Source organism: Pantoea sp. ARC270, assembly GCF_003236725.1.
GTDB classification, from domain to species: Bacteria; Pseudomonadota; Gammaproteobacteria; order Enterobacterales; family Enterobacteriaceae; genus Pantoea; species Pantoea anthophila.
The window spans coordinates 1-25,564 of sequence record NZ_PUGA01000016.1; the positions used below are offsets into that span (position 1 = coordinate 1).

Genomic DNA, 25,564 nt, shown 5'->3' on the forward strand with positions numbered 1-25,564 from the left:
CTTTTATATTTCATAATGTGGATGCTTATTTCATATTATTTCTACGTGACGCTCAGATTATGTTATTACGTAATACACCGCATCAGTTTGGCCGGGTTGCTGTGCTGCTGCACTGGTCGATGGCGCTGGCCATTTATGGCATGTTTGCGCTGGGATTATGGATGGTCGGTCTGGGCTATTACGACAGCTGGTATCACGACGCCCCGGAAATTCATAAAAGTATTGGCGTGCTGCTGTTACTGACGCTGATTATCCGCCTGGTGTGGCGCGTTATTTCGCCGCCGCCCAGGCCGCTGAGCAGCCATTCCCCTCTGGTGCGCATCAGTTCTGTCGTGGCACACCTGTTACTTTATACCCTGCTGCTGGCCATTCTGATCAGCGGCTATCTCATCTCCACCGCCGACGGTAAACCCATCGCCGTGTTCAGCTGGTTTACGCTGCCTGCTCTGTTCAGCGGTGCAGGCGAGCAGGCCGACCTCGCAGGCGATATTCACCTCTGGCTGGCCTGGAGTGTGGTGATCCTGTCGATCCTGCACGGTCTGGCTGCGATAAAACACCATGTTATCGATCGCGATAACACCTTAAAACGAATGTCAGGTTTACGCCTCCCCTTACCCTCTGAAAAGGACAGATAATATGTTGAAGAAAAGTCTGCTGACGATGACCGCGGCCAGCCTGCTGCTCGGTTCCCTGAGTGCCAGTGCCGCTGACTACAAAATTGATAAAGAGGGGCAGCACGCCTTTATTCACTTTCGCATCCAGCATCTGGGTTACAGCTGGCTCTACGGTACCTTTAAGGATTTCGATGGCCGCTTCACCTTTGATGAGAAGAACCCTGCCGCCGATAAAGTCGAAGTGACGATTAATACCAGCAGCGTGGATACCAACCATGCTGAACGTGACAAACATCTGCGCAGCGCGGATTTCCTGAACAGCAGTAAAAATCCGCAGGCGACTTTTAAATCCACGTCAGTGAAGAAAGAGGGCGATGAATTAGAGATTACCGGCGATCTGACGCTGAACGGCGTCACGAAGCCGGTGACGCTGGAGGCGAAGAAGCTGGGTGAAGGCAAAGATCCGTGGGGCGGTTATCGTGCAGGCTTTGAAGCGGAAGGTGAAATTGCGCTGAAAGATTTCAATATAACGAAAGATCTGGGGCCAGCCTCGCAGAAGGTTCAGCTGATGATCTCGGTGGAAGGTGTGCGCCAGTAAAGCCGCAGGCCGCCTGAATCAGCGTTCAGGCGGCCACGTTTACCGCTCTATGACTTCTTCGGCGCGGGAATGGTCATGTTTAACAGGCCACGCGACTTGTTAAAGATTTTATTGCCATTCTCTCGTCCGGCACGACGGGCGCGCTGCTCTTCCGGAGAGAGCTTCGCCTCTTCCTGACAGATCGGACTGCAGCAGTTCTCAAACTTCTCTGCGCAGCTCTTGCACTGAATAAACAGCAGATGACAGCCGTCATTCACGCAGTTGACGTGGGTATCGCAGGGCTCACCGCACTGATGGCAGTTTGCCAGCACATCGTCAGAAATCCGCTCCCCCATCCGCTCATCAAAGACAAAGTTTTTGCCTTTGAATCTGACCGGCAAGCCCTGTTCACGGGCGCGGCGGGCGTACTCGATGATGCCACCTTCGATATGATAGACATCTTCAAAACCGTTATGCCGCATCCAGGCACTGGCCTTTTCGCAGCGGATGCCGCCGGTGCAGTACATGACGATCTTTTTATCTTTCTGTTCCCTGAGCATATCCACGGCCATCGGCAGCTGGTCACGGAAGGTGTCTGCCGGCACTTCCAGCGCGTTGTCAAAACGGCCCACTTCATATTCGTAGTGGTTTCGCATATCGACAAACAGCGCGTCCGGATCGTCCAGCATGGCGTTCACTTCTGCCGCTTTCAGGTAGTGACCGACATTGCTTGCGTCGAAGCTGCTGTCCTCAATACCGTCCGCCACGATGCGATCGCGCACTTTCAGGCGCAGTACCCAGAACGACTTTCCATCATCATCCAGTGCGACGTTCATACGCAGGTTGTTCAGCGCCGGATCGAACGCATACAGCCAGGCCTTCATCTTTTCATACTGGCTGGCGGGCACGCTGATCTGCGCGTTGATGCCTTCATGGGCAACATAGACGCGACCAAACACCTTGAGGGCGGTCAGGCCAACATAGAGCGCATCGCGGAAGGCTTTAGGATCGGCAATCTGAAAATACTTATAAAAAGAGACAGTGGTGCGCGGCTCAGTTTCAGCCAGCATGCGCGCCTTCAGCTCTTTATTGGAAACGAGGTTATGTAACACTGGCATGGTGTTCTTTCCTGTTATCAATAGGAGAAAATTAGCGGGCACATGATACCTGATTTCAGGTGTATGCAAAGCGTTGCGTCAGGACCCATCATCAGTTGCTGTTTTTTCCGGCACTCGCGGCGGCTTTCTCCCCGCTCATTGAGGCCCAGTTCCATCAGCGATATTTAAGCGAACGTTAAAAACTGGCACAATAGTGTAAATCAATGAGATATCAGCACCGCAGGGTGCATGACGCAGGAAAATTAACCTTCACATGACTCAGTTGCCTCAGTTTTCACGAGAACTGCTTCACCCGCGCTATTGGCTGACCTGGCTGGGTATCGCTTTTCTTTATCTTTTGGTGCTCCTTCCTTATCCCCTGCTCTATGTGCTCGGCTGCAATATTGGCCGTATCGCCATGCGCTTTATGAATCGTCGCGTCAGCATCGCCCGGCGTAATCTGGAATTAAGTTTTCCGGAGATGCCGGTCAATGAGCGCGAGGCGATGGTGAAACACAATTTCGAATCCGTCGGCATGGGCCTGATTGAAACCGGCATGGCGTGGTTCTGGCCCGACTGGCGTATTAACAAGTGGCACAAGCCCTCCGGGCTGGAGCATATTCAGACCGCGCGCGACAACCAGCGCGGTGTGCTGCTCATCGGCATGCACTTTCTGACGCTGGAGATCGGCGCGCGCATGTTTGGCATCCACAATCCTGGCATTGGCGTCTATCGCCCCAATGACAACAAGCTGATTGACTGGCTGCAGGTCAAAGGTCGCATGCGGTCAAACAAAAGCATGATCGACCGTAAGGATCTCAAAGGAATGATCCGCGCCCTGAAGCAGGGGGACATTATCTGGTATGCCCCCGATCACGACTATGGCCCGCGCAGCAGCGTCTTTGTGCCCTTCTTTGGCGTGGAAAAGGCGGCAACGACGGTGGGGACCCATCTGCTGATCCGCGCCGGTAACCCCGCTGTCATTCCGTTTGTGCCGCGTCGTCTGCCTGGTGGCCGGGGCTATGAACTGATGATCCTGCCCGACATCCGCAGCGAATTTACGCTGGAAAACGATGAAGTTACCGCGGCCAGGATGAACAAAGTGGTTGAAGAGGGTGTGCTGCTGGCACCTGAGCAATATATGTGGCTGCATCGCCGCTTTAAAACCCGTCCGCAAGGCGAACCCTCCCGCTATTAATCTGCCACGCTAAACGGTCTCACGACCGTTTAGCGCCTCTTCTGCTGCAATGCTCTGTCCCGATAAATCAATCGCGCGGCTGCCCGATATTGCGGCTTCCCGGTTTAACGATCCAGCTATTATCAGATACGCTCGCAGGAGACGCTGATTTCCACCGCATTCAATCAGCCCGGCTTATTTATTACAACCACAAAGAGCCGCCTGCTGCATATTCTGGCAGACATTCATCAGATTTTAATTATCCTGCCTTAATTTCCGCTGGCGCTAATTATTTTTATCACCAGGCCTATTCCTATTTAGCCAGGCTTAATGCTTTCTGGTCGCTTATCAATCCACTAAAATTAACTTAATTAACAAGGCATTGTCATTCAAGCTGCCGACATATTCATTTTTACAAAAATTTAACAGCCCGATATGCCGTTATTGCATTTGAACCTCTTCCGACTTAACGGTAATTTCAGCAGTGACATTCAGGCTTTTAACGACTCCAGCTTAATTATAAAAAAACGATCACACACAGCGAACCTCAGGGGATCCCTAATATGAGTAAAGGTCTCTACTATTACGTCACCATTACGACCGATCAGGAGAACTACCATTTTCTTCATCGTCAGGGATGCAGGCGGATGCCCGGCAAGGAGCAGATGATTTTTATCGGCACCCTGTATAATCTCAGCCAGGCCTTATCCATCGCCAGAATCAATTTTAAGAAAGTTAAACCCTGCATCAAATGCTGTATTCGCTACGCGGCACCGGTTATTCATGAGTCGGTACAGCCGGTTCTGCACTTCCCGCAAAAAATGCGTTAATCCCGCTGCTGGCGGGAAATGGTTTATTTCCCGCCAGTTACACGCCCCCGCCCTTTCCCTCCGGCAAATTTCGTCTATTCTTCACTGAAATCAAGTGAACCCGGTAAGGAGAAGATCGATGAGCATGTACAGTACCTTAGAGGAAGCGATTGATGCTGCACGTGAGGAGTTTCTCGCAAACAACCCTGAAGTGGATGAAGAAGAGGCGTCGGTCAGCCAGTTCGGCCTGCAAAAGTATGTGATGCAGGATGGCGATATCATGTGGCAGGCTGAGTTCCTGGTCGACGAAGGTGATGCAGGCGAATGCCTTCCTTACCGCACCGGTGAAGCTGCTCAGGCTATTTTTGACGCTGATTTTGACGAAGTGGAACTGCGTCAGGAGTGGTTAGCGGAAAACACCCTGCACGAGTGGGACGATGGCGAGTTCCAGCTGGAGCCGCCGCTCGACACCGAAGAGGGTGAAGCCGCGGCTCAGGAGTGGGAAGATGATAACAGCGACTCCGATCGCGGTTATTCGTAAGGACCATGGCTGGCATCCACTGGCAACAGCAGGGTGTCCAGCACCAGCGACAGGGGCAGATCAAGGATGGTCAGCACCCGCCATCCGCTGTCGCGTACATCCCACTGTACGCCCGGATAGTACTGATTACCGTGTCCCTGTCCGGGCACGGTTCGGCTGATAATACTGCCGCATCCGCTTAAGCAGAGCACCGCCAGAGCGATAACACCTGCCTTTAAAACTCGTTTCACCACAAAACCCGCCTTTACCTGCCCCAGAGAGTGTCACGCGCGGCATGCGGTGACGGCCTGCGAGTAAATTATCATCCCCGCCCTGTTTTAATCCCATAAAAAAAGCGGCATCGCTGCCGCTTTTTCAGATTACGCGTTTTTTGCCAGCGCGTTAGGGTTGAGCGTCAGTTTCTGATAACTCTCTACCCACTGGTGATACTTCTCCGCATTTTCCCACAGTCGGGTATGGACGCGGGCCAGCACCACCGGATCGCTGATCAGCTGCAGACGCTGGTCGCGGCTGAGTTTTTCCGGTGCATCGCTCAGCGCCTGATCGACACGACGGTCGCGGGCATAGTCGAGTAACTGACTCTGCCGGTGACGTGAAGTCGCCAGGGCTGTCGCCAGCGCGTTAAACGCCGGATGGAACAGCGCGTGCATAAAGCCGTTCTCCAGTACACGCTCGCGGTTGAGCTGCAGATAGCGGTCGGTGTCCACCAGCTCCTGCGGCGGTGAAGACTCTTCCGGGATCAGGAACAGCTTCGCGCGCTTGCTCTTCAGGCCCAGCGTTGCACGGCTCGACATCACCGACACAAACGGTGACAGGATCAGGGAGAAGACGATCGGTGCCAGCCACCACAGGAAGTTGAGATCCAGCAGTCCCATACCAATTGCCCACACCAGACCCAGTGCCATCTGTGAACCGTGACGTTTGAACGCCTCGCCCCATGGCGTCGCATCGTCATCACGCTGCGGGGAGTTCCAGACGACTTCCCAGCCAAGGAAGGCGCTGACCACAAACACGGTGTGGAACAGCATGCGCACCGGGGCCAGCAGCACCGAGAACAGCGTTTCCAGCACCAGTGACAACAGCACGCGCAGTGCGCCACCGTAAGGCTTCGCCCCTTTAAACCAGATCAGCACCACGCTCAGCAGCTTCGGCAGGAACAGAAGCACCATCGTGGTCGAGAACAGCGCTATCGCCAGCTCCGGACGCCACTGCGGCCAGACCGGGAAGAGCTGTCGCGGCTGCAGGAAGTAGGTCGGCTCCATAAGCGTATGCACGACCTGCAGGGCCGTGGAAAGCGCCAGGAACAGGAACCACAGCGGAGCTGACAGGTAGGACATCACGCCGGTCAGGAACACCGCGCGGTGAACCGGGTGCATCCCTTTTACCAGGAACAGACGGAAGTTCATCAGGTTACCGTGGCACCAGCGGCGGTCACGCTTCAGCTCATCCAGCAGGTTCGGCGGCAGTTCTTCATAAGAGCCAGGCAGGTCATAGGCGATCCAGACGCCCCAGCCGGCACGACGCATCAGTGCCGCCTCGACGAAGTCATGCGACATGATCGAGCCCGCAAACGACCCTTCGCCCGGTAATGGCGCCAGTGCACAGTGCTCGATAAAGGGTTTCACGCGGATAATGGCGTTATGACCCCAGTAGTGCGACTCGCCCAGCTGCCAGAAGTGCAGACCGGCGGTAAACAGCGGACCATAGACGCGGGTCGCAAACTGCTGACAGCGCGCATAGAGCGTATCCATTCCTGAGGCTTTCGGCGACGACTGGATGATCCCGGCATTCGGGTTAGCCTCCATCATACGCACCAGGCCGGTCAGGCACTCGCCACTCATGACGCTATCGGCATCCAGCACCACCATGTAGCTGTAGTTGCTGCCCCAGCGACGACAGAAGTCATCGATGTTGCCGCTTTTACGCTTCACACGACGACGGCGACGGCGATAGAAGATCTTGCCTGCCCCGCCGACGTCACGGACCAGTTCCATCCAGGCTTTCTGTTCAGCAACGGCGATATCCGCATCGTAGCTGTCACTGAGGATGTAGACGTCAAAGTGCTCTGCGTTACCGGTGCGAACCACAGACTCCCAGGTCGCACGCAGACCGGCGTAAACACGCTCAACGTCTTCATTACAGATCGGCATAATCAGCGCGGTGCGATGCGCCGGATTCAGCGGCTCATCCCCGACCGTGGAGTAGGAGATGCTGTATTTATCGCGCCCGATCAGCAGCTGCAGGAAGCCCATCAGGGCGGTCCAGAAACCGGCTGACACCCAGCAGAACAGAATGGCAAACAGGAACAGGATGCCGGTCTGCAACACATACGGCAGGATCTGCATCACTGACTGCTGCCAGTTCTGGTTGATCATCTCCATCGGGTCCAGCAGCGTCCAGCCCTGATAGGGCAGAATGCTCTTCATGTACCAGGTGGCGACCACGGTCTGGAAAATCGTCAGGATCAGCAGAATGTAGCGACGAATCGAACCGACATGACGCCACTTCTCTTCGGCCCGCTGCTCTTCCGCACTGGCGTAGCGCGGCACAGATTTACGTCCACGCAGCGAGTCCCAGGCGCGGGCAACCGGGTTGGTGCGCCACGCTTCCGGGAACATCAGTGAACGTTTGACTTTGGGCATCGCCTTCAGCGTGGTGCGGTCGAGGTAATCTTTACCTAGCTGCTGACCGCCCGCCAGTGCATCGGGCCAGGCCATTTCCACCCGCGATGAGACCGATTTTAACGGCGCATCGTCGGGACGGTCACTGGCTGCGACATCCCTGCCCAGCACATCATGAATGAAGTGGAACGCACTGGCATTCTGCAATGAGACGCTCAGGCGAGACTTCCCTGCCGCATCCAGCGGCAGAGATTCCACATAACGTTGAGGTGTAAAAGTCGATTTATTCATTGGCAGGTAACTGATAGCTCCAGGTTTCCGTCAATGTCTTGTCGCCGCTAACCAGCGCCGCACGCATTTCGGTGGACTGCTTGGCATCTTTCACACGCAGACGCAACACCAGACGCCAGCCTTTAGTGACCGGGTTATAACGTACGCTCTGCTCAACCACTTCAGCGTTTTTACCGACGCTGACCTGCGGGGTCACCTGACTGTTTTCCGCCATCTTGCTCATGTCTTTACCCACGAAGTCGATGGTGAAAGCCACGGTGCCATCCGGCTGACGCACCAGGTTCGACTGCTTCACGTCACCCGCTGAGCGCAGGGTGTTTTTGACCCAGGCAATGTCATCCGAGTGCAGCTGCTTCTCGTCGCGCGAGAAGTGCAGGCGATATTTGAAGTTCATCTCTTTGCCAGGCTCTGGCAGCGTCTCCGGCGTCCAGAACGCAACGATGTTATCGTTGGTTTCATCGGCCGTCGGGATCTCAACCAGTTCAACCCGGCCTTTACCCCAGTCGCCTAATGGCTCCACCCAGCCGCTTGGGCGCAGGTCATAGCGGTCATCCAGATCCTGATAGTTGCTGAAGTCACGCCCGCGCTGCAGCAGACCAAAGCCTTTCGGATTCTCGATGGTGTAGGTGCTCACCGCCAGATGGCGCGGGTTGTTCAGCGGACGCCAGATCCACTCTCCGTTGCCATTGTGGATAGAGAGGCCGTCAGAGTCATGCAGCGCCGGACGGAAGTTATTCACTGTCGATGGCTGGTTCTGGCCAAACAGGAACATACTGGTCAGCGGAGCAATACCCAGTTTGCCGACGTTATCACGCAGGTAAACTTTGGACTGCACATCCACGGTAGAGGCTTCACCCGGACGCAGCACGAAGCGATACGCACCCGTCGCACGAGGCGAATCGAGCAGCGCATAGATCACCAGCTGTTTGTCCTGAGGTTTCGGACGCTCAATCCAGAACTCTTTGAAACGCGGGAACTCTTCACCGGACGGCAATGCCGTGTCGATGGCGAGTCCACGCGCCGACAGGCCATAGACCTGACCGGCACCGATTACACGGAAATAGCTGGCGCCCAGGAAGCTGGCGATCTCATCGTTTTTACCCTTGTTATTAAGCGGGTAAAGCACTTTGAAACCGGCAAAACCGAGGTTTTTAACGGCGTCAGCGTCATGTTTTACGTTACCGAAATTGAAATAATCGGGGCTGTATTTGATCTCACGCACCGCGCTGGCGGTCACTTCGTTGATCTGCACCGGGGTATCGAAATACATCCCCTGGTGATAGAACTCCAGCTTGAACGGCGTGCGCAGTTTGCCCCAGTACGCTTTATCGTGGTTAAACTGGATCTGCTGATAGTCAGCAAATTTCATTTCACGAAATTGAGAGGGTAAATTGCTTTTAGGCGCTTCGAAGCTTTTCCCTGCCAACGCTTTGGCTTGTGTGGCAACATCATCAATGTTAAACGCCCAACTGTTATTGGCATATAACGCCAGCAGAACCGCAGTACCAATCCAGCGTACCTTCATCAGTCCGGCTTTATTTTTTTCTTTAGTCAGCACATCCCCCCCTTTCGTGTGCTTAAATCAAACCCGTTTATCTTAAAGGATTATTCGGTTTTCCGACAGCTTATGCGCAACATTGTTCCCGCATTTCGTCAGGCTTAACGCTACTTTTAGGACAATTAGACACTACGGATTCCACTGATAGTATACCCGGTTTATGGCAGGTAGAATTTTACCCGGACATAATCCGGTTTCAGGGTGAAACTGGCTAACCGTACTAACGAACTGGAACTTTATGAGTACTGTAAAACCTGAACGTGAATATTTCCTCGACTCTATCCGCGCTTACCTGATGTTGCTGGGGGTACCGTTTCACGTTTCCCTCATCTACTCCGCGCAGAAATGGGCAGTGAACAGCCAGGAAGCCTCGTTATGGCTGACGCTGCTGAATGATTTTATTCATGCATTTCGCATGCAGGTGTTCTTTGTTATCTCGGGTTACTTCTCCTACATGCTCTACCTGCGCTATCAGCCACGGCGTTTCCTGAAGGTGCGTCTGGAACGCGTCGGGATTCCCATGCTCACTGCGGTGCCGCTGATTACACTGCCACAATTTTTCATGCTGAAAGCCTGGACAGATAAGCTGGCCGACTGGCCCCGCTTCACCCCCTATCAGAAGTTCAATAACCTGATGTGGGAGCTGATTTCACACCTGTGGTTTCTGGTGGTGCTGGTGATGCTGACCACGCTGGGTATGGTGACGTTTCGCTGGCTGCGCGACCAGCACCGCGCCATCGACTACACGCGGGTCGGCTGGGGTACGCTGACGGTGGGTGTACTGGCCTGGGCCCTGCTCTGGTGTGTGTTCCGCCGTCTGGTATTTATCTTCCAGCCCGCCTGGCTGATGGATGGTCTGTTCAATATCATCGTGATGCAGACGCTCTTCTACCTGCCCTTCTTTATGCTGGGCGCACTGGCGTGGAAACACCCGCCGCTGAAAGCGCTGTTTGTGCGGTTTAATCCGGTGATGTGGATTGGCGCGCTGCTGCTGTTTATCGCCTACTGCACCAATCAGCGTCTGAGCAGTGGCGATGGCTGGCTGTATGAGCTGGATGCGCTGATTACCACGCTGATGGGGCTCTGCATGCTGAATGTCTGCTTCTGCTTTGGTCATAAGCTGCTTAATGCGCATTCGCCGCGCATTATGTATCTGGTTAATGCGTCGCTGTTTATCTATCTGGTACACCATCCGCTGACGCTGCTGTATGGCATTTATGTCACGCCACGGATTGAAAACAACACGCTGGGGTTCTTTGTCGGCTTACTGATGGTGTTTGGCATCGCGTTTCTGCTGTATGAGATCCACCTGCGCATTCCACTGTTGCGGTTCCTGTTTTCGGGGAAGTTTGAGCGTAAAGAGGTCTGACGAAGCATGGGAGACAGGGCGCACCGGCTTTCATCGTCGGGCGCCTGGTGAGCAGGCTCAGGGAGGCTGTACCTTACGCAAAGACGCAAAACCGCCATCCCTGACAGGCTCAGCGCGGGCCATCCCTGGCCCGCTATGCTTTGCTACAGGTACAGCCTCCCATCGCTTTACGTCGGGCAGTCGCCTGTAAGAGTCCCGCCCTGAAGTAATGGTCGCCATGAAGCAACGCCTCCGGGATGAGCCTGCGCATGTGCCTGTACAGGTGCGCACGCAGGCGCAGGCTTACAGCAGCCACTCAATCGGCAGTCGCCACACCAGCCGCACCTGCAATCGTTGCCACCAGGAGCAGTCCGGTTCGTGCTTATGCACAATCTGCTGCGGCTCATCCGGATACTCCAGCCAGTTCACCCGCCCCCACTTATCCAGCCGCAGTGTCCAGGCCCGATCACGCATCGACTGACTGAAGCGCTGGTGCGTTTCTCCGGCCAGTGCCGCACTCTCAATCACCAGCCCCATTTCAGTATTCAGCACCGCTGAGCGCGGATCGAAGTTAAAGGAGCCGATAAACAACGTCTTTTGATCCACCGAGAACGTTTTTGCGTGCAGGCTGGAGCCCGAGTTACCGGTTAACCCCCGATCGTGCGGCGCATCCTGCATGGCCGCCTGCGGTTTCAGCTCATAAAGCGCAATGCCGTGACGCAGCAGCTTTTTGCGCCACCGGGCGTAACCGGCATGAACAATCGACACGTCATTGGCCGCCAGCGAATTGGTCAGAATGGCGATCTTCACCCCTTTGCGTTTCAGCGCCAGCAGCTGAGCGACGCCCGCGCGGGTCGGCACAAAGTAAGCTGAGATAATATCGAACTGCTCTTGTGGCGTGCCAATCACCTCCAGCATACGCTGCGGCAGCAGGCTTTTCGCGCGCGCTTTACCCAGCCCCTTGCGCGGATCATCACTCAGCAGACGCGCTTTTGCCCAGGTCAGATCCAGCGTGCCCTGCGCCATCTCCTGCAGCAGCGACGCGTTTTCCAGCCGCTGAAGATAGCGCTGCACCGGCTCACTGTGACGCCATTCGGCGGGCAGGCTCACGCTATCCTCGTCCGGTTCATCATCATCCAGCACCTGCTGCAGCGGCGCGACCGGCTTACTGTGCCAGTAGCGTTCAAAATCCCCGGCCACCTCGCTGACCACCGGCCCAATCGCCATGACGTCGAGATCGGCAAACAGCGGCTCATTACCGGTGCCAAAATATTCATCGCCAATGTTGCGCCCGCCCACAATGGTGGTAACACCATCCACGGTAAAGCTTTTGTTGTGCATCCGCCGGTTCAGACGGGCGAAGTCAGTGAGATAGCCCAGTGCGCGCAGGGTGCGAAAAGAGAAAGGATTGAAGAGCCGCACCTCAATATTGGGGTGGCGGTTGAGCTGAGCAAGGGTGTCATCCAGGCCAGGCGTATTGTTATCATCCAGCAGCAGTCGTACCTTGACGCCGCGGCGCGCCGCCTCCAGCATGGCGCTGAACAGCAGGCGGCCAGAGAGATCGTTTTGCCAGATGTAGTACTGAATATCGAGTGACCGCGCCGCCTTTTGCATCAGCAGATAGCGTGCAGCGAACGCATCCAGCCCGTCGCTGAGGGGATGGATGCCGCTCAGCCCCGGATGGCGCTGACACTGAGGGGCCAGCTTTGTTTCCAGCCAGCTGGCAGGCTCCGGTGAGTGGGCGAGTTCAAACGCTTCGGTCATGACAATTCCCTGTATATGGCAGTTATTTTTATTATTCCCCGGTCCCACCGCTGAGGCTATACCTCTGTTCCGACTTAGCAAAAAGTCGCGGGCGTTTTTTAGTCTAGACTTAACCGGACGATCTGTGACCGGCAATGCTCCGGCAGGAGAGGAATATGTCTCATCACCCCCTTTTTGATGCCAGCCAGCGCCACCATCCCCGTCTGTTTCGCAGTTTTTTCCAGGGCAGCTTCCCCTGCTCCACGGCCTGCCGCACGCCCGGAAAACGGCTCGATATGGTCATCAGCAGCGGGCATGACATGCTGCTGGAAAAGGATTATGCGGCCCTGGCTGAGCAGCATCTGCTGACCGCCCGCGACGGCGCACGCTGGCACCTGATTGAGAAGGTGCCGGGTAACTATGACTGGCAGAGCTTTCTGCCGATGGTTGAGGCGGCGCGGCGTCAGCAGGTAGAGATCATCTGGGAGCTGGCTCACTTTGGCTATCCGGATCATCTTAATATCTGGAAAGCGGAATTTGTTGACCATTTTAGCCGTTTCGCCCGCGCAATGGCGCAGCTGATGCGCGATGAAGGCATTGAAAATCCCTTCTTTACGCCGGTTAACCAAATCTCATTCTGGTCATGGGCCGGGGCGGAGGTGGCTTGGTTCAATCCGCATGCCGCAGGGCGCGGCAAAGAGCTGAAGCGCCAGCTGGTGCGAGCGTCTCTGGCGGCGATCCATGCCATCCGGGAGGTCTATCCGGGGGCGCGGTTTGTGCTGACCGACCCGCTGGTGCAGATCGCCCATCATCCCACTAATCCGGACAGCAAACCCTACGCCGATGCCCAGCATCAGGCGCAGTTCGAAGCCTGGGATATGCTGGCCGGTCGCGTGGATAAAGAGCTGGGCGGCAGCGAAGATTGCCTGGATATTCTCGGCCTCAACTACTATCCCGATAACCACTGGTTTTTCCCCGATCAGCCGATGTCGCTGGAGGAGCCGGAGCGGGTGCCGCTGCACATTCTGCTGGCGCAGTGCTGGCAGCGCTTCCAGCGCCCGATGCTGATTGCCGAAACCGGCGCGGAGGGCGAGGCCCGTGCCCCCTGGCTGCAGGAGGTCAGTGAGAACGTGGCGGTGGCGCTGGATCAGGGGATTGCCGTAGAGGGCATTTCGCTCTATCCCGTGGTGGAGTATCCCGCGTGGGCGGATGACCGCCGTTCGCCTGGCCCGTTGCTGGGATTAGCAGACCCCAATGGCAACCGTAATCTGCATGAAGCCCTGGCGCTGATACTGCGCAGCCAGCAGATCAGGTTCACGGCACGCGATCAGACATGCTGAGCGGGTGGCTTTTTGGGGTGGCAGGACTGAACGTCGAGTGAAGGATCGGCAGGATGCCGGACATCGGTCAGCCAGACCATGGTAAACAGGAAGGTAACGCCGATCAGGCAGGCCGCCAGCAGACCGATAATGGCGATCAATTTGTCATCTCTGGATTCCATTGCCCTCTCCTTATTCCCTGCGCTGACGCAGCGGTCTCTGTCAGCTCATCCAGAGCGTAATCATCAGGACGAAGATTATAAGCGTTACCGAGGTCACCGCAAGCACCACTATCGCAAAGTGCGCATCGTCCATGGAGTGGCGAATCGGCTCATCGTGATCATCGGGCGGCAAAGGTAACGACATAACTATCCTGTGAAAAAGCATGGGCCGCCGGGAGTGATGCGGTGCGTGACAGTGTAGATGAAAGGCGGAGTGACGTCTGTTTCTTTCGTCCGGGAAATAAACCGGCCCGTGCCAGGGCGGCACGGGCCGGTCATCAGGCGCCGCGCCAGCGTCTGAAGATCAGTGAAGTGTTGATGCCCCCAAAGGCAAAGTTGTTGCTCTGAATGTAGTCGGTCTCAATCTCACGGGGCGCGCCCATGATGTAATCGAGCTGCCCGGCGTCAGCGGCAGGCTGCGTCAGGTTCAGCGTCGGCGCAAACCACCCTTCCCGCATCATCTCAATGCTCATCCAGGCTTCCAGCGCGCCACAGGCTCCCAGCGTATGGCCGAAATAGGATTTCAGCGATGAGACGGGTGTCGTGTCGCCATAGACCGCCGCCGTGGCGAGACTTTCAGCCATGTCGCCCCGCTCAGTGGCGGTACCGTGCGCATTCACATACCCAATCTCAGCGGCGGTAATCCCGGCGCTTTGCAACGCCCGCTCGATACAGATCTGCATGGTTTCCCGCTGTGGCTGGGTGATGTGCGCCGCGTCGCAGTTGGTATGAAAGCCGGTAAGTTCCGCGTAAATGGTTGCGCCACGCGCCTGCGCATGTTCCAGCGACTCCAGAATGAGCGTTCCGGCGCCTTCACCAATCACCAGGCCATCACGCTGCTGGTCAAAAGGTGCCGGCGTGGTGTGGGGTGCATCGTTGCGCTGACTGGTGGCAAACAGGGTGTCGAACACCGCTGCTTCTGACGGGCAGAGCTCCTCTGCCCCGCCAGCGACCATCACCGTCTGATAGCCGTGACGAATCGCCTCCCAAGCGTAGCCAATCGCCTGGCTGCCGGAGGTGCAGGCGCTGGACGTCGGGATCACCCGGCCGCGCAGGCCGAAAAAGAGTCCGGCATTGACAGCGGTGGTGTGTGGCATCATCTGGACGTAGGTGGTGCCGGTAATATTGTTGGTGTGCTTTTCCGTCAGCATGGTGGCGAACTCGCTGACCGGCCCGGTGCTGCCGGTCGACGAGCCGTAGGCGATACCGGTTTCGCCGCTGGTCAGCACCGGATGGTCAATCAGGCCCGCCTGGGTCAGCGCCAGCTCGGTAGCGCGCGTGGCCAGCAGCGACACGCGACCCATCGCGCGGATGCGCTTGCGGGTGTAGTGCGCCGGCAGCGTAAAGTCATCAATCGGTGCACCCAGCAGCGTATGCAGCCCGTCATAGACCTGCCACTCCGGCATAAAGCGCACGGCATTACGACCCGCCCGGATCCGCGCCGAGACTTCAGCCCAGGACTCCCCGAAGGCGGTGACGCCGCCCATGCCCGTCACGACGACACGATGGATCACAGCATGCCTCCATTGATCGAAATGACCTGACGCGTCACGTAACCCGCGATATCGGACATCAGATAGCTCGCCAGCCCGGCGACCTCTTCCGCCGCCCCCATGCGCTTCATCGGCACGATCTTCATCGCCTCATCGATGACCTGCGGGGCCAGCCCCTCCATCCCGGTGTCGATCAGACCCGGTGCAATGCAGTTAACGGTGATTTTGCGCTTAGCCAGTTCAATCGCCAGCGCTTTGGTGGCACCGATAATGCCCGCTTTCGCCGCGCTGTAGTTGACCTGACCGCGGTTGCCCATCATTCCCGATACTGAGGAGAGCGTGATGATACGCCCCCCGCGTCGCAGCGCGATCATCGGCATCACGCAGGGCTGGATCACGTTGTAAAAACTGTCGAGGTTAGTGTGGATCACGCTGTCCCACTCCTCATCTGTCAGCGCCGGGAAAGCGGCATCACGGGTGATGCCCGCGTTGCTGACCACACCGTAGTAGGCACCATGCTGCTCAATGTCAGCCTCCAGCGCGGCGCGGGTGGCGGCGCGATCGGCCACATCAAATCCCAGAACGCGACCGCTGCCGCCTGCGGCGACGATCGCCTCAAGGCACTGCTCAGCGCCAGCCCGATCGCGGTTGAAATGGACGATAACCTGAAAGCCATCCTGGGCGAGACGCAGCGCAATTGCGCGGCCGATGCCTTTACTGGCACCCGTCACCAATACCGAATCTGTCATGGTTGATTTCCTTGTGACATTAATTGCTGTAACTCTGCTTCATTGGGTTGATAAGTATTCAGACGACCGCTGGCCAGCAGCTGCGAGCCGTGGCGAATGTCGCCCTCAAAACTGCCCATGCGGTCGTCGCGCATCAGCAGCGTCATTCTGATATCCAGCGTGGCGCGGGCGGGAAAATGGGGCTGATGCGCCCGCCAGCCGCGTCCGCCGAGCAGCATACCGGGGGGGATCAGGGTGGCACCGCCCTGCTTTGCATGCCAGCCTGACCAGACGCCCACGGTCTGCGCCATCATCTCAACGCCAAACCAGGCCGGCAGTTCGCCCTGCGGCGTCAGAAAGGGCGTCAGGACGCCACCGGTGCAGGTCGAGACCTGACAGTGAACCTGATCATCGTCAACGCTAATCAGCTGATCGAGCAGCAGCATGGGTGCGGCGTGAGGCAGCCAGTGCGCGGCGGGAGAATTAAATGTCATCGGGGCGTCCCAGTATCAGACAGGTGTTATTGCCGCCAAAGGCGAATGAATTTGAGGCGATGATCGGCCGCTCCAGCGCCTGCGGCTGTAACAGCAGGCCACAATCCGGCAGCGTCTCATCCTGTGCCGCCGCCCGGAAATCCTGGGCAGGCAGGGGCAGATTCTCCTGCAGGATCAGGGCGCTGAGCGCCGCTTCGCAGATACCTGCCGCGCCGAGCGTATGGCCGGTCAGGTGCTTGGTCGAGCTGCACGGCACACGGTTACCAAACAGACGCACGATGACACCGGCTTCCATCTGATCGTTGAGCGGCGTCGCCGTGCCATGCAGATTGATATAGCCGACCTGCTGCGGCGACAGCGCCGCCTGCTGCAGCGCCATACGCATCGCCCGTTCAGCGCCTTCGCCCTGCGGATGCGGCGCGGACATGTGCCAGGCGTCAGACGATTCGCCTGCGCCCAGCAGCGCCAGCGGCTGCGGTTCACGCGTCAGCAGCATCAGCGCCGCCCCTTCACCGATAGAGATGCCGTCACGATCGCGGCTGAAAGGCGCGCAGCGACGTTCAGAGAGCGAGGCAAGGCTGTCGAATCCGTTAATCGGCATCCGGCTCAGCGAGTCCGCCCCGCCCACCAGCGCCACATCCACCAGACCGGCTGCGATGAGTCGCTCACCGCTGATCACGGCGCGGGCGCTGGAGGAGCAGGCGGTCGAAATGGTATAGGCCGGGCCATTCAGTTGCAGGTAGTGCGCCAGAAATCGGGAAGGATCGCCCAGCTCCTGCATCTGATAATGATAGTCAGGCTGAGGCGCACCAATCTGGCGATCGCCCTCATCCACACCCGAGGTACTGGTGCCGAGCACGATCGCGACCCGGTCAGCCCCATAGCGCGCCACGGCGGCGTCGAGTGCCGGGCGGATCTGCGCCAGCGCCGCCAGCAGCAGCTGATTATTGCGGGTGTTGTGCGCGCGTAAGGCAGCCGGAACCGGCGGCAGCTCGCCCACAACGCGGCCAAGCCAGCAGCTGCGCTCGCCGCTCAGCCAGCCGTCACAGCGCTGCATGCCGGGCGCGATGCCCTGTTGCAGATGGGTGGCAATTTCCCCGTTGGTATTGCCCAGCGCATTCAGCATGCCGAAGGCGGAGAGGTAAATCATGAGGCGTCCAGATGTTGAATGCGGATTTGATAGCCAAACGCATGCTGGCGGATGCTGATCGGCTGGCGCAGAGAGCCGCGTTGCAGGTAATCAATTTCGGTCACCAGCTGGTTATCGGCATCGAACAGCCGGCGCTTTAACCCCTGATCCTCCAGCCGCCAGCCGGACGGCAGCTGTTTCAGCCACACGTCCCGCGGCCAGTAGCTGAGCATGATGTCAGCCAGCACCTGGCTGGCTGGCGGCATCTGCGGCAGCGGCATCAGCTGCTGGGTGTGAATGCCACGGGCATCATAGCGCAGGCTGAACAGGCGAATGCCGACCGAGGAGAGTCCGGCCAGATCGATCTGCTGCTCATCGGCGCTGAGCAGCACCAGCAGCGACTGACTCTGACCTTTGACCTGTCCGGTCAGTAATTGCTGCTGCTGAAAAGCGGGATGGATACCCGGCGGCGGCAGCGTAACCTTTACCCCCGGTTTCAGCCAGGCGGTGGGACGGCTGCTGTCAGGTGCCGGTCCGGCGCAGGCGCTGAGCAGCAGCGCCGTCAGCAGAAGAGAGGCGGCGCGGATCATCGTTTACTCCTTGATCGGGTGGGTCGCATCGCCAGCGGCGACAGCAGGAAAGCGCTGAAAATGCCGCTGCATAAAACAGTGCCAAAACTGGCAATCGCGCTGGTGCTGCTGAAGACCAGCATGCCCAGCGTCAGTAACGTCGTGATCATCGCCAGCGACACCGCCAGCAACGACGTCAGGGGCGTCCCCTGCGGATTGCTGAAAAAGAGCGTGTAGTTAATGCCGATGCCCAGCACCAGAATCAGCGCCAGCAGCGCAAAGAGATTCAGTGACGCGCCGATCCAGCCCAGCGTGGCCAGCGCCACCGCCAGCGACAGCGCCGACGGCAGCGCGCTGCGTAAGCCCGCGCGCAGGCCCAGACGCAGCACAAACGTCAGCGTGATGAACAGCAGCGCCAGCGCCAGCAGGCCGGTCAGCAGGGTGCGCCAGAAACTGAACAGCCTGTCGTAACCCGCCTTGCGGTCAATCCAGCTGACGCCGCTATGCTGCGCCGCGAGCGCTGCGAGGGCGGCGCTGTTTCTGACGCCGCTGGTGGGGATCAGCACGCCGCTGCGGCCATCCGGCAGCGTCAGCCACAGCAGTCGCCACCCCTCACTCAACGGACTGGCCAGCCACGCCGCGGGCGTCACCGGCATCGGGGAGAGATCGGGCGCAGCCAGGGCAATCCCCGCCTGCTGCAGGCGGCTCGTCACGGTGGGCACGGCCTGTTGCAACAGCTGGCGATCCTGCTGCTGCTGCGCCAGCGATCGCAGCGGCAGCAGACGATAGCCCTGCAGCCAGCCCTGCTGCTCTGCCCTGCGAAGATCCGGTGCCAGTTTTTCCAGCCGCAGCAGGGTCTGCTGCGCGTCATCGCCCCAGACCACAAACCAGGTCTGATCGGCTCGCTGCCCCGTCAGGGCAGCCAGCTGGCGATCCTGTGCCAGCAGCGAGGCCGGCGCACTCTGCAGATGGGCGATATCATCATCCACATTCAGCCGGGCGATACCGGTGGCGGCGAACATCGCCAGCGCCAGCGGTAAGCCGACGCGCAGCCCGCGCTGCCGTCGCCAGGCGGCGAGCCAGCGAGCCAGCGGCACCATCAGCGGCACCGGACGCACCGGCAGACCGCGCACCAGCCATGGATAGATCAGAATCACCGTCAGGCACGAGGCCGTTAAGCCGCTGGCGGCAAACACCGCCAGCTGACGCAGTCCGGGGAACGGAGCCAGCAGCATCAGCAGCCAGGCGATCGCCGTGGTGCCCAGCGCCAGCAGCAGCGTGCCGCGCACTTTACGCAGACTCTCCCACGGCGTCTGCTGATCGCCGTGAACCATCCGCTCGGTGAGATAATAGAGGGTGTAGTCGGCGGAGATGCCGACAATGCTCAGGCTCATCACCAGCGTCATCAGATGCAGTTCCCCGAAGCAGAGCAGCGTCACTACCGTGCCGGTCATGGCTCCCACCGCTACGGAGGTCACCGTGAGCAGCAGTGGTCGCAGTGAGCGGAAAACCAGCAGCACCAGCAGGATAACGCCCCCCAGCGTCACGCTGCCCAACGTTCTGACATCATGCTGCGCCCGCTGGCTGGCGTTGTCGCTGAACAGTACCGTGCCGCGCGTCAGCAGTTTCGCCTGCGGCCAGCGGGCTTTCAGCTGCTGGTCCAGCGCGCTGAGCCGTGTCACCAGCGCATGACTTTGCTGCATACTGAAAGCGTTATTCGCCAGTTCAGCGTGCAGGAAATACCACTGCCGCCCCTGCGCATCGCGCACCGTCAGCCAGCCGTTGTGCAGCGTCAGACGTCCGGCATTCTGCGCCAGCGCCAGCTGCGCCCCCCGCACCAGCATCAGCGGATCGCCCTGCAGCTCCTTGCTGCTGACACCCGAAAATGCCGAGAAGAGCTGCGCCAGCAGCCACTCCGCCTGCGCCCCGCCGCCGTTCTGCAAGCGGCTGCGCGTCGCCTCGTCGATCAGGCCATTACGGTGTTGCCAGGCAAACCGGCCCCACGCCTCCTGCTGACCGGCATCGAGATCGCCCTGCACCTGCCTGAGGTCAGGCAGCGCGCGCAGCTGCGCCTGCCACCAGGCCGCGATGCCGGGATCGTCCTCTTCACCGGGTGAAACCAGCCACACCAGCTGGCGATCCAGCCGCTGCATAAAGGCCTGCTGCAGCGCGGGCGGCGCAGCCCCCAGATTCTGCTGCGGCAGCAGTGCCAGCACGCTGCTGTTGAGCTGGCTGCGCGGCAGCAGAAAAGAGAGCGCCGCCGCCAGCAGCAGGCAGATGGCGAGCCAGAGGATGGCAAGCCGTCGATCGTTACGGCCCGGCAAAACGCGCCTGCTCCTCGTCGCTCAGCTGCGGCGGTTCAGTACGGGTATTGCTGAGCTGAATCAGCGTTTTATCACCCTGCTTATCGTCCAGCCGGATGCTGTCCAGAAACGCATTACCCGCCAGCGAGATACGGTTAAAGATTCTGTTAAGCGGCGCCGCTTTCGGGGTCAGCTCCAGCGCCCAGGCACCGTTGCCGCGATCGCTGAAGGCCACCGTGAAATTCTGATTCAGCACCTTCTGATCGGCCTGGAACAGGGCCCGCAGCAGATGGTTGAACTGGAACATCTGCGGGTTACTGTCGGCAGTGATCACCTGCGGCTTCTGCCCGCTCAGGCTCTGCACCATGCGCTTATCATCCAGCAGCAGCGTCATCACAAAGGGGGTCTGCTGATGCCACCACAGTCCCTGCTGACGCGCGATCAGCATCTGCCCGTGCGACACCAGCGGCTGGCGCATCCCGGCAATGGTGCGCGTCTGGGTAAAGTCTGCCCGGATCACCGGCTGGCTGGCAAAACGCTGCTGCAGCTGATCCAGCGTGACCGCGCTGGCGGCACTGGCCCACAGCAGCAGGCCGGTTAGCATGATTTTCAGCATCCTTTCACTCCTAAACGTTCCAGTAAGATATCGGGTGAAACAAAGCACATGGCCTGACTCTCCTGCTCCACCGCCACCTGCAGGGTGTGTGCCTTAGTGGTGATCTGACCGGCGGCGTTTCGCACCTCATAGTCGATGCGCAGGCGATTCTCAAACTCTGTAATCCGGGCGCTGACGCGAATCGTCTCTTCACAGCGCAGCGGATGACGGTATTTGACCCGGGTGTCGACCACCGGCCAGACGTAGCCGCTGGCCGCCATTTCGGCATAGCTGTAGTTGATGCTGCGCAGCAGGGCTTCGCGCGCGACTTCAAAGAAGCGGAAGTAGTTGCCGTGCCAGACCACTCCCATGGGATCGCAGTCGTGAAACGAGACGGTCAGGACGACGTCAGCCTGATGTTCAGTCATGGTCAGACTCCTTGTGGTGCGCCTGCGGATCAGGCAGCGTCCAGAAATCGAAAAAGTTAAACCAGTCGAGCGGTGCCAGCAGCGCGTAATGGGCCAGCCGCGCCGCATAGCGATCCACCGCCGCCTGCAGCGCCTGCTGACGTTGCGCACGCGGCAACAGCAGCGGATCGGCAAAGCGCTCACAGTGAATGCGCAGTTTACCCTGTTGCTGCAGGGCAAACATCAGCAGCACCGGACAGCGCAGCGCGGCCGCCAGCACAAAGGGCCCCTGCGGAAAAGGGGCGGGACGGCCGAGAAAGTCGCTCCAGATCACCCGTCGCTCGCCGCCACGCTGCGGATTGACCGCTGTGCGATCCCCGACGATCGCGACCCATTCGCCCGCATCCAGTTTCTGTTGCAGCAGGATCGCCGTCTCCGGCCCGATGTCGCTGACCGGCATCAGATTCACCCCGGCCTGCGGGGCAATGGTCTCCAGCACCGCGCGGAAACGGCGGGCGTTGTCGGTAAAGACCAGCGCGTTAATCACCAGACCGCTGACCTGCTGCGCCATGGCGCGGCAGGCTTCGATATCCCCCAGGTGGGAGGCCAGAATCAGCTTCCCCTGCGGTACGGGCGTGCGGATCACCGCTTCCGCACCCGGTGCAAAATCGATATCACGCCCCCAGCGCAGATCGCCACGCCAACTGGCCACTTTATCCAGCATCGCGCCGCCAAACCGCAGGAAATGGCGATAGCTGTTAAGCCGGGCCGGCAGCGCAATCTGCCGCTGCTGCGCGGCGTGGCTGACCTGCGCCAGCCACTGCCGGGAGGCGCTGCGCGCACGCTGGCCACTCAGCCAGTAAACCGCCACCACCGGCCAGAGCAGCAGGGTAAAAGGCAGGCGTCCACCGTAGCGATAGACGGCCAGCATAAAGCGCAATCCCCACTGTCCGCGCCGTTCCGTTTCCACAGACCAGTGCGTCTGCGGTCTGCGCATCGCCAGCAGGCGGGGGATGCGCGGCAGCATGCCGAAAAAGAGCCGGGTGTGCATCCAGGAGATGCGCAGGTTGTCATAGAGGGCATCGAAGTGCGACAGCCCGCTGACCGGATAGGTGACGCGGGTCGGAATAAATCGACTGCGGGTGCCCTGCCAGTAGAGCCGCACCATGATTTCAGTGTCGAAATCCATGCGCTGTCCGACAGGCCGGCGGTCGCACAGTGCCAGCGTGGCGGCCAGCGGATAGACGCGGAAGCCGCACATGCTGTCGCGGATCGACAGCGACAGCGTCTCAATCCAGACCCAAAAATGGGTAATGTAGCGGCCATACAGGCGCGATTTGGGGATGGAGTCATCGTAGAGCGGCTGACCGGAGATCAGCGCATCGGGATAACGCGCCGCTTCCGCCAGCATTAACGGCAGATCTTCCGCCTGATGCTGACCGTCCGCGTCGAGCTGAACCGCGTGGGTGAAACCGCGCGCCGCCGCGGCCCGCAGGCCGTGGATCACCGCCGCCCCTTTGCCCTGATTGGTGTCGAGCCTTAGCAGGCTGAGCTGCGGGGCGTGCAGCGTCGCCAGCTGCAGCTGGGTCGCCGCATCGCTGCCATCATCCACCACAATGATCGGCAGGTTAAAGGGAGCCAGCCGCGCCAGCACCGACGCCATCATCGCGCCGTGGTTGTAGCAGGGGATCACGACGCAGGGTGAGAACGCAGTCGTTAACACAGCGCGATCTTCCCGCTGCTGGCACTCTGCTCGCCCGCTTCACTCAGCAGGCTGTAGCGAAAACTCAGGCGCGATTTTTCGGCGTGCCACTCAAGGTGCAGCTGCAGCAGCGCGCCGGGGGGCACCGGCTGCTGAAATTTGATGTTATCGATGGCCGCAAACTGCCTGCCGGGAGCAAGCAGCAGCAGACCATAGTGCATCACCCAATCCAGCTGTGCCACGCCAGGCAGAATGGGCAGGGTCGGGAAGTGACCCTGAAACCAGAACAGTCCCGGCTCTACCTCTAAGGTCAGCGTGACGCTGTTCGCCTGTAACGTTCGGCTGCGTTCAATCGGCAACATGAAAAAGTTCCTCTATTTGCGGCCAGGCGCGTTTGCTCTGGGCGGTGACCGGAATGGTGGCCACAACCCGCCAGTAGCGTGGCATGGCCAGCGGCTCCAGCCAGCGTTGCAGCTGCTGTTTCCACTGCTGACGGCGCTGATGCAGCGCCGCCTCATCCAGCGGTCGGGTGGGCGAAAGCACGACGCCTATCGCCTGCCGTTCATGACGGGTCACCACCAGTGCCACGGCATCCTCTATCTCCGGCAGATCCCGCAGACGGCGCTCAATCTCACTGAGAGAGATGCGCTTGTCCGCGATTTTGACAATGCGGTCATGGCGGCCTGCCAGCTGAAAACCGCCGTCCGGCTGTTTGTGCAGACGATCGTCCAGCGGGATGCCGTCCGCTGCGGCAATCAGCGGCGACCAGACCTGCCAGCGATCGGGCCTCACCTCCTCCAGCCGGACGTCGGGGAAACAGCGCCACGCCTCCCCGGGCCGCGCCCAATGACGCCAGGCCAGGGTGCCGGTTTCGGTGCTGCCATAGATCTCACTGACCCGACAGCCAAAGCGCTGCCAGACCTGCTCAGCATCCGATGCGCGCAGCGCGCCACCGGCGGAGACAATCAGTTCACAGGCGGGCGTCTGCAGCGACCTGTCCAGTCGCGATAAAAAAGCGGGACTGCTGATAAAGGCATAGCGCCAGTGACGCGGAAGCTGAGCCAGCTGTTCGCCATAAAACAGCGGCTGGGCGGCGAACGGGCGCGCCAGCGTCATCGGCAGGAAGATCCGGAACGATAAACCGTACAGGTGCTGATGGCTGACCGACGCAATCACCCGGCACGCCCGTAGCTGTTCACCCCACAGGGCGCAGAGCCAGCGGCTCTCCTGCTCCATCACCGCCAGGGACTTTACCACCTGACGTGGCGTGCCGGTTGAACCCGATGTGAACAGCACCAGCTCAGCCCCGTCCGGCAGCGGCGGCAGCGCGCCCTGCGCTTCGGCCTCATCCCACGCCAGCCGTGGCAGGCTGACCGCCAGCGGCATGTCGCACAGCACGCCATCCAGCCGATCCTGCATCTCATCGAGCAGTGCGGCGCGAGCATGACCCGGCATCACCGGCGTTTTACCGGCATACCAGCTCGCCAGCAGCGCCACGCAGAAGCGGTAGCTGTCGTCAAAACAGAGCGCCCAGTGTGTGCCCGCCTCTGCCGCTAAGCGCTGGCTGAGCGCCAGCACCTGACGGCGCATGGTGCTGAGCATCAGCGTCTGATCGCCCCGCCAGGCGACTTCCCGATCGGCGCCCGTCAGCCAGTCGGCCACCCTCATGCTTTGCGCCTCACGCGCTGACGGACGCACCACTCCGCGCCCATCAGCGCGGCGATAAGCAGATAGCTGATCGCGCCGTTCCACAATGTCCAGAGTCGCAGATTCCCCAGCAGGCAGGTGAAGAGCGCCATGCTGCCATTGCCGATAAAGAACAGGCACCAGATTTGGGTGACGCGGCGGGTGTAGCGCACCGCAGCAGGCGGAAGCACGGGCTCACGCAGTCGGGCGATACGTTCCACCAGCGGCATCGCGCTCCAGAGCGAGGCGCCAAACAGCAGCAGCATCGCCAGATTGACCGCCACCGGATACCACAGCAGCAGATGCTGCGAGCGCAGCAGCTGACTGCTGATACAGAGCAGCGCGCCGAGCAGGGCCAGCCAGCCCATCACCGCCCCCATGGCCGTATGCTGACGACGCAGCTGCAGCCAGCGCAGCCCAAACAGCAGCGCCAGCAGCCAGAAAAGTCCCTGCCAGCGCGGCTGGGTGAGCGCCAGCCAGACCAGCAACGGCCAGGCCAGCAGCGTCAGCAGATTGAGCAGGCGAAGAGTGGCAGCAGGCAC

Annotated in this window: 26 protein-coding genes; 7 read left to right on the forward strand and 19 right to left on the reverse strand. The window is 59.4% G+C overall.

Annotated features, from left to right (window positions below; genetic code table 11):
• The first annotated feature begins 59 nt into the window (after positions 1–59).
• Together CKF42_RS09405 and CKF42_RS09410 are read left to right on the forward strand one after the other, a co-directional pair.
• Positions 60–635 (forward strand): cytochrome b, encoded by a 576-nt coding sequence (locus CKF42_RS09405; RefSeq protein ID WP_033736338.1) that lies wholly within the window; start codon positions 60–62, stop codon positions 633–635.
• A gap of 4 nt (positions 636–639) precedes the next feature.
• Positions 640–1,212, forward strand: a complete 573-nt coding sequence (locus tag CKF42_RS09410) for a YceI family protein (RefSeq protein WP_111208089.1) — start codon at positions 640–642, stop codon at positions 1,210–1,212.
• 47 nt (positions 1,213–1,259) lie between these two features.
• Here the strand turns inward: CKF42_RS09410 and CKF42_RS09415 are convergent, their stop codons facing one another.
• Positions 1,260–2,309 (reverse strand): rhodanese-related sulfurtransferase, encoded by a 1,050-nt coding sequence (locus tag CKF42_RS09415; RefSeq protein WP_009090909.1) that lies wholly within the window; start codon positions 2,307–2,309, stop codon positions 1,260–1,262.
• A 253-nt stretch (positions 2,310–2,562) separates the two neighbouring features.
• Between CKF42_RS09415 and CKF42_RS09420 the strand changes: the two genes are divergently transcribed.
• The 3 genes from CKF42_RS09420 (at position 2,563) to CKF42_RS09430 (ending at position 4,815) form a co-directional block, all read left to right on the forward strand.
• Positions 2,563–3,486 (forward strand): Kdo(2)-lipid IV(A) acyltransferase, encoded by a 924-nt coding sequence (locus CKF42_RS09420; protein ID WP_111208046.1) that lies wholly within the window; start codon positions 2,563–2,565, stop codon positions 3,484–3,486.
• A 542-nt stretch (positions 3,487–4,028) separates the two neighbouring features.
• Positions 4,029–4,295: a hypothetical protein gene (locus CKF42_RS09425; protein ID WP_009090911.1), complete on the forward strand. Its 267-nt coding sequence runs from the start codon at positions 4,029–4,031 to the stop codon at positions 4,293–4,295.
• A 118-nt stretch (positions 4,296–4,413) separates the two neighbouring features.
• The gene (locus CKF42_RS09430; protein ID WP_009090912.1) at positions 4,414–4,815 is read left to right on the forward strand and encodes a MysB family protein; all 402 of its coding nucleotides are present in this window, start codon (positions 4,414–4,416) and stop codon (positions 4,813–4,815) included.
• On the opposite strand, the gene CKF42_RS09435 is transcribed toward CKF42_RS09430, so the two are convergent.
• The 3 genes from CKF42_RS09435 to CKF42_RS09445 all read right to left on the reverse strand — a co-directional run bounded on the left by CKF42_RS09435 (position 4,806) and on the right by CKF42_RS09445 (position 9,255).
• The gene (locus CKF42_RS09435) at positions 4,806–5,045 is read right to left on the reverse strand and encodes a YceK/YidQ family lipoprotein (protein ID WP_033736571.1); all 240 of its coding nucleotides are present in this window, start codon (positions 5,043–5,045) and stop codon (positions 4,806–4,808) included. The two genes, CKF42_RS09430 and CKF42_RS09435, sit on opposite strands and share 10 nt — an antisense overlap.
• Before the next feature lie 129 nt (positions 5,046–5,174).
• Positions 5,175–7,727 (reverse strand): glucans biosynthesis glucosyltransferase MdoH, encoded by a 2,553-nt coding sequence (gene mdoH, locus CKF42_RS09440; protein ID WP_009090914.1) that lies wholly within the window; start codon positions 7,725–7,727, stop codon positions 5,175–5,177.
• Positions 7,720–9,255 carry a glucan biosynthesis protein G gene (locus CKF42_RS09445; protein WP_181161904.1) on the reverse strand — a complete coding sequence of 512 codons (1,536 nt, stop codon included), beginning with the start codon at positions 9,253–9,255 and terminating at the stop codon, positions 7,720–7,722. The genes mdoH and CKF42_RS09445 overlap by 8 nt, the downstream gene beginning before the upstream one ends.
• A 268-nt stretch (positions 9,256–9,523) precedes the next feature.
• Here CKF42_RS09445 and mdoC point away from each other — a divergent pair, with 268 nt between their 5' ends.
• Positions 9,524–10,654: a glucans biosynthesis protein MdoC gene (gene mdoC / locus CKF42_RS09450; RefSeq protein WP_111208047.1), complete on the forward strand. Its 1,131-nt coding sequence runs from the start codon at positions 9,524–9,526 to the stop codon at positions 10,652–10,654.
• Positions 10,655–10,936: 282 nt separating this feature from the next.
• On the opposite strand, the gene CKF42_RS09455 is transcribed toward mdoC, so the two are convergent.
• Entirely contained in the window at positions 10,937–12,397 is a 1,461-nt protein-coding gene (locus CKF42_RS09455; RefSeq protein ID WP_009090917.1) for a phospholipase D family protein, read from the reverse strand.
• A gap of 155 nt (positions 12,398–12,552) precedes the next feature.
• On the opposite strand from CKF42_RS09455, the gene CKF42_RS09460 reads away from it, so the two are divergent.
• Positions 12,553–13,716, forward strand: a complete 1,164-nt coding sequence (locus CKF42_RS09460) for a beta-glucosidase (protein ID WP_111208048.1) — start codon at positions 12,553–12,555, stop codon at positions 13,714–13,716.
• Here the strand turns inward: CKF42_RS09460 and CKF42_RS21225 are convergent.
• The 14 genes from CKF42_RS21225 to CKF42_RS09520 all read right to left on the reverse strand — a co-directional run bounded on the left by CKF42_RS21225 (position 13,704) and on the right by CKF42_RS09520 (position 25,564).
• A complete protein-coding gene (locus tag CKF42_RS21225) occupies positions 13,704–13,877 on the reverse strand; it encodes a hypothetical protein (RefSeq protein ID WP_009090919.1) in 174 nt (57 codons plus the stop codon). The two genes, CKF42_RS09460 and CKF42_RS21225, sit on opposite strands and share 13 nt — an antisense overlap.
• Positions 13,878–13,917: 40 nt before the next feature.
• Positions 13,918–14,061, reverse strand: a complete 144-nt coding sequence (locus CKF42_RS21230) for a hypothetical protein (protein ID WP_009090920.1) — start codon at positions 14,059–14,061, stop codon at positions 13,918–13,920.
• Positions 14,062–14,194: 133 nt separating this feature from the next.
• The gene (locus tag CKF42_RS09465) at positions 14,195–15,430 is read right to left on the reverse strand and encodes a beta-ketoacyl-ACP synthase (protein ID WP_185185187.1); all 1,236 of its coding nucleotides are present in this window, start codon (positions 15,428–15,430) and stop codon (positions 14,195–14,197) included.
• Positions 15,427–16,158 carry a 3-ketoacyl-ACP reductase FabG2 gene (locus CKF42_RS09470; protein ID WP_111208049.1) on the reverse strand — a complete coding sequence of 244 codons (732 nt, stop codon included), beginning with the start codon at positions 16,156–16,158 and terminating at the stop codon, positions 15,427–15,429. The genes CKF42_RS09465 and CKF42_RS09470 overlap by 4 nt, the downstream gene beginning before the upstream one ends.
• The gene (locus CKF42_RS09475) at positions 16,155–16,631 is read right to left on the reverse strand and encodes a hotdog family protein (RefSeq protein WP_009090925.1); all 477 of its coding nucleotides are present in this window, start codon (positions 16,629–16,631) and stop codon (positions 16,155–16,157) included. Before CKF42_RS09475 ends, CKF42_RS09470 begins: the two co-directional genes overlap by 4 nt.
• Positions 16,621–17,781 carry a beta-ketoacyl-[acyl-carrier-protein] synthase family protein gene (locus CKF42_RS09480; RefSeq protein ID WP_111208050.1) on the reverse strand — a complete coding sequence of 387 codons (1,161 nt, stop codon included), beginning with the start codon at positions 17,779–17,781 and terminating at the stop codon, positions 16,621–16,623. Before CKF42_RS09480 ends, CKF42_RS09475 begins: the two co-directional genes overlap by 11 nt.
• On the reverse strand, positions 17,778–18,350 hold the full coding sequence (locus tag CKF42_RS09485; RefSeq protein ID WP_111208051.1) for a DUF3261 domain-containing protein: 573 nt from the start codon (positions 18,348–18,350) through the stop codon (positions 17,778–17,780). The genes CKF42_RS09480 and CKF42_RS09485 overlap by 4 nt, the downstream gene beginning before the upstream one ends.
• The gene (locus CKF42_RS09490; protein ID WP_111208052.1) at positions 18,347–20,653 is read right to left on the reverse strand and encodes an MMPL family transporter; all 2,307 of its coding nucleotides are present in this window, start codon (positions 20,651–20,653) and stop codon (positions 18,347–18,349) included. The genes CKF42_RS09485 and CKF42_RS09490 overlap by 4 nt, the downstream gene beginning before the upstream one ends.
• Positions 20,640–21,248, reverse strand: coding sequence for an outer membrane lipoprotein carrier protein LolA (locus tag CKF42_RS09495; protein WP_058957989.1), 609 nt, complete (start codon positions 21,246–21,248; stop codon positions 20,640–20,642). Before CKF42_RS09495 ends, CKF42_RS09490 begins: the two co-directional genes overlap by 14 nt.
• A complete protein-coding gene (locus CKF42_RS09500; RefSeq protein ID WP_009090934.1) occupies positions 21,242–21,655 on the reverse strand; it encodes a thioesterase family protein in 414 nt (137 codons plus the stop codon). Before CKF42_RS09500 ends, CKF42_RS09495 begins: the two co-directional genes overlap by 7 nt.
• Positions 21,648–23,357, reverse strand: coding sequence for a glycosyltransferase (locus CKF42_RS09505; RefSeq protein ID WP_111208053.1), 1,710 nt, complete (start codon positions 23,355–23,357; stop codon positions 21,648–21,650). The genes CKF42_RS09500 and CKF42_RS09505 overlap by 8 nt, the downstream gene beginning before the upstream one ends.
• Complete coding sequence (locus CKF42_RS09510; RefSeq protein WP_111208054.1) at positions 23,351–23,698, reverse strand: 3-hydroxyacyl-ACP dehydratase FabZ family protein; 348 nt, start codon at positions 23,696–23,698, stop codon at positions 23,351–23,353. Before CKF42_RS09510 ends, CKF42_RS09505 begins: the two co-directional genes overlap by 7 nt.
• Entirely contained in the window at positions 23,685–25,004 is a 1,320-nt protein-coding gene (locus CKF42_RS09515) for an AMP-binding protein (protein ID WP_111208055.1), read from the reverse strand. The genes CKF42_RS09510 and CKF42_RS09515 overlap by 14 nt, the downstream gene beginning before the upstream one ends.
• On the reverse strand, positions 25,001–25,564 hold the full coding sequence (locus CKF42_RS09520) for a hypothetical protein (RefSeq protein WP_046101575.1): 564 nt from the start codon (positions 25,562–25,564) through the stop codon (positions 25,001–25,003). The genes CKF42_RS09515 and CKF42_RS09520 overlap by 4 nt, the downstream gene beginning before the upstream one ends.

Bases quoted from the DNA above. Each gene is read 5' to 3' on its own strand.
- CKF42_RS09500 (WP_009090934.1), bottom strand. From the start codon at position 21,655: ATGACTGAACATCAGGCTGACGTCGTCCTGACCGTCTCGTTTCACGAC.
- CKF42_RS21225 (WP_009090919.1), bottom strand. From the start codon at position 13,877: ATGGAATCCAGAGATGACAAATTGATCGCCATTATCGGTCTGCTGGCG.
- CKF42_RS09495 (WP_058957989.1), bottom strand. From the start codon at position 21,248: ATGCTGAAAATCATGCTAACCGGCCTGCTGCTGTGGGCCAGTGCCGCC.
- CKF42_RS09420 (WP_111208046.1), top strand. From the start codon at position 2,563: ATGACTCAGTTGCCTCAGTTTTCACGAGAACTGCTTCACCCGCGCTAT.
- CKF42_RS09470 (WP_111208049.1), bottom strand. From the start codon at position 16,158: ATGACAGATTCGGTATTGGTGACGGGTGCCAGTAAAGGCATCGGCCGC.
- CKF42_RS21230 (WP_009090920.1), bottom strand. From the start codon at position 14,061: ATGTCGTTACCTTTGCCGCCCGATGATCACGATGAGCCGATTCGCCAC.
- mdoH (WP_009090914.1), bottom strand. From the start codon at position 7,727: ATGAATAAATCGACTTTTACACCTCAACGTTATGTGGAATCTCTGCCG.
- CKF42_RS09485 (WP_111208051.1), bottom strand. From the start codon at position 18,350: ATGATCCGCGCCGCCTCTCTTCTGCTGACGGCGCTGCTGCTCAGCGCC.
- CKF42_RS09425 (WP_009090911.1), top strand. From the start codon at position 4,029: ATGAGTAAAGGTCTCTACTATTACGTCACCATTACGACCGATCAGGAG.
- CKF42_RS09515 (WP_111208055.1), bottom strand. From the start codon at position 25,004: ATGAGGGTGGCCGACTGGCTGACGGGCGCCGATCGGGAAGTCGCCTGG.
- CKF42_RS09415 (WP_009090909.1), bottom strand. From the start codon at position 2,309: ATGCCAGTGTTACATAACCTCGTTTCCAATAAAGAGCTGAAGGCGCGC.
- CKF42_RS09480 (WP_111208050.1), bottom strand. From the start codon at position 17,781: ATGATTTACCTCTCCGCCTTCGGCATGCTGAATGCGCTGGGCAATACC.
- CKF42_RS09430 (WP_009090912.1), top strand. From the start codon at position 4,414: ATGAGCATGTACAGTACCTTAGAGGAAGCGATTGATGCTGCACGTGAG.
- CKF42_RS09405 (WP_033736338.1), top strand. From the start codon at position 60: ATGTTATTACGTAATACACCGCATCAGTTTGGCCGGGTTGCTGTGCTG.
- CKF42_RS09460 (WP_111208048.1), top strand. From the start codon at position 12,553: ATGTCTCATCACCCCCTTTTTGATGCCAGCCAGCGCCACCATCCCCGT.
- mdoC (WP_111208047.1), top strand. From the start codon at position 9,524: ATGAGTACTGTAAAACCTGAACGTGAATATTTCCTCGACTCTATCCGC.
- CKF42_RS09510 (WP_111208054.1), bottom strand. From the start codon at position 23,698: ATGTTGCCGATTGAACGCAGCCGAACGTTACAGGCGAACAGCGTCACG.
- CKF42_RS09475 (WP_009090925.1), bottom strand. From the start codon at position 16,631: ATGACATTTAATTCTCCCGCCGCGCACTGGCTGCCTCACGCCGCACCC.
- CKF42_RS09455 (WP_009090917.1), bottom strand. From the start codon at position 12,397: ATGACCGAAGCGTTTGAACTCGCCCACTCACCGGAGCCTGCCAGCTGG.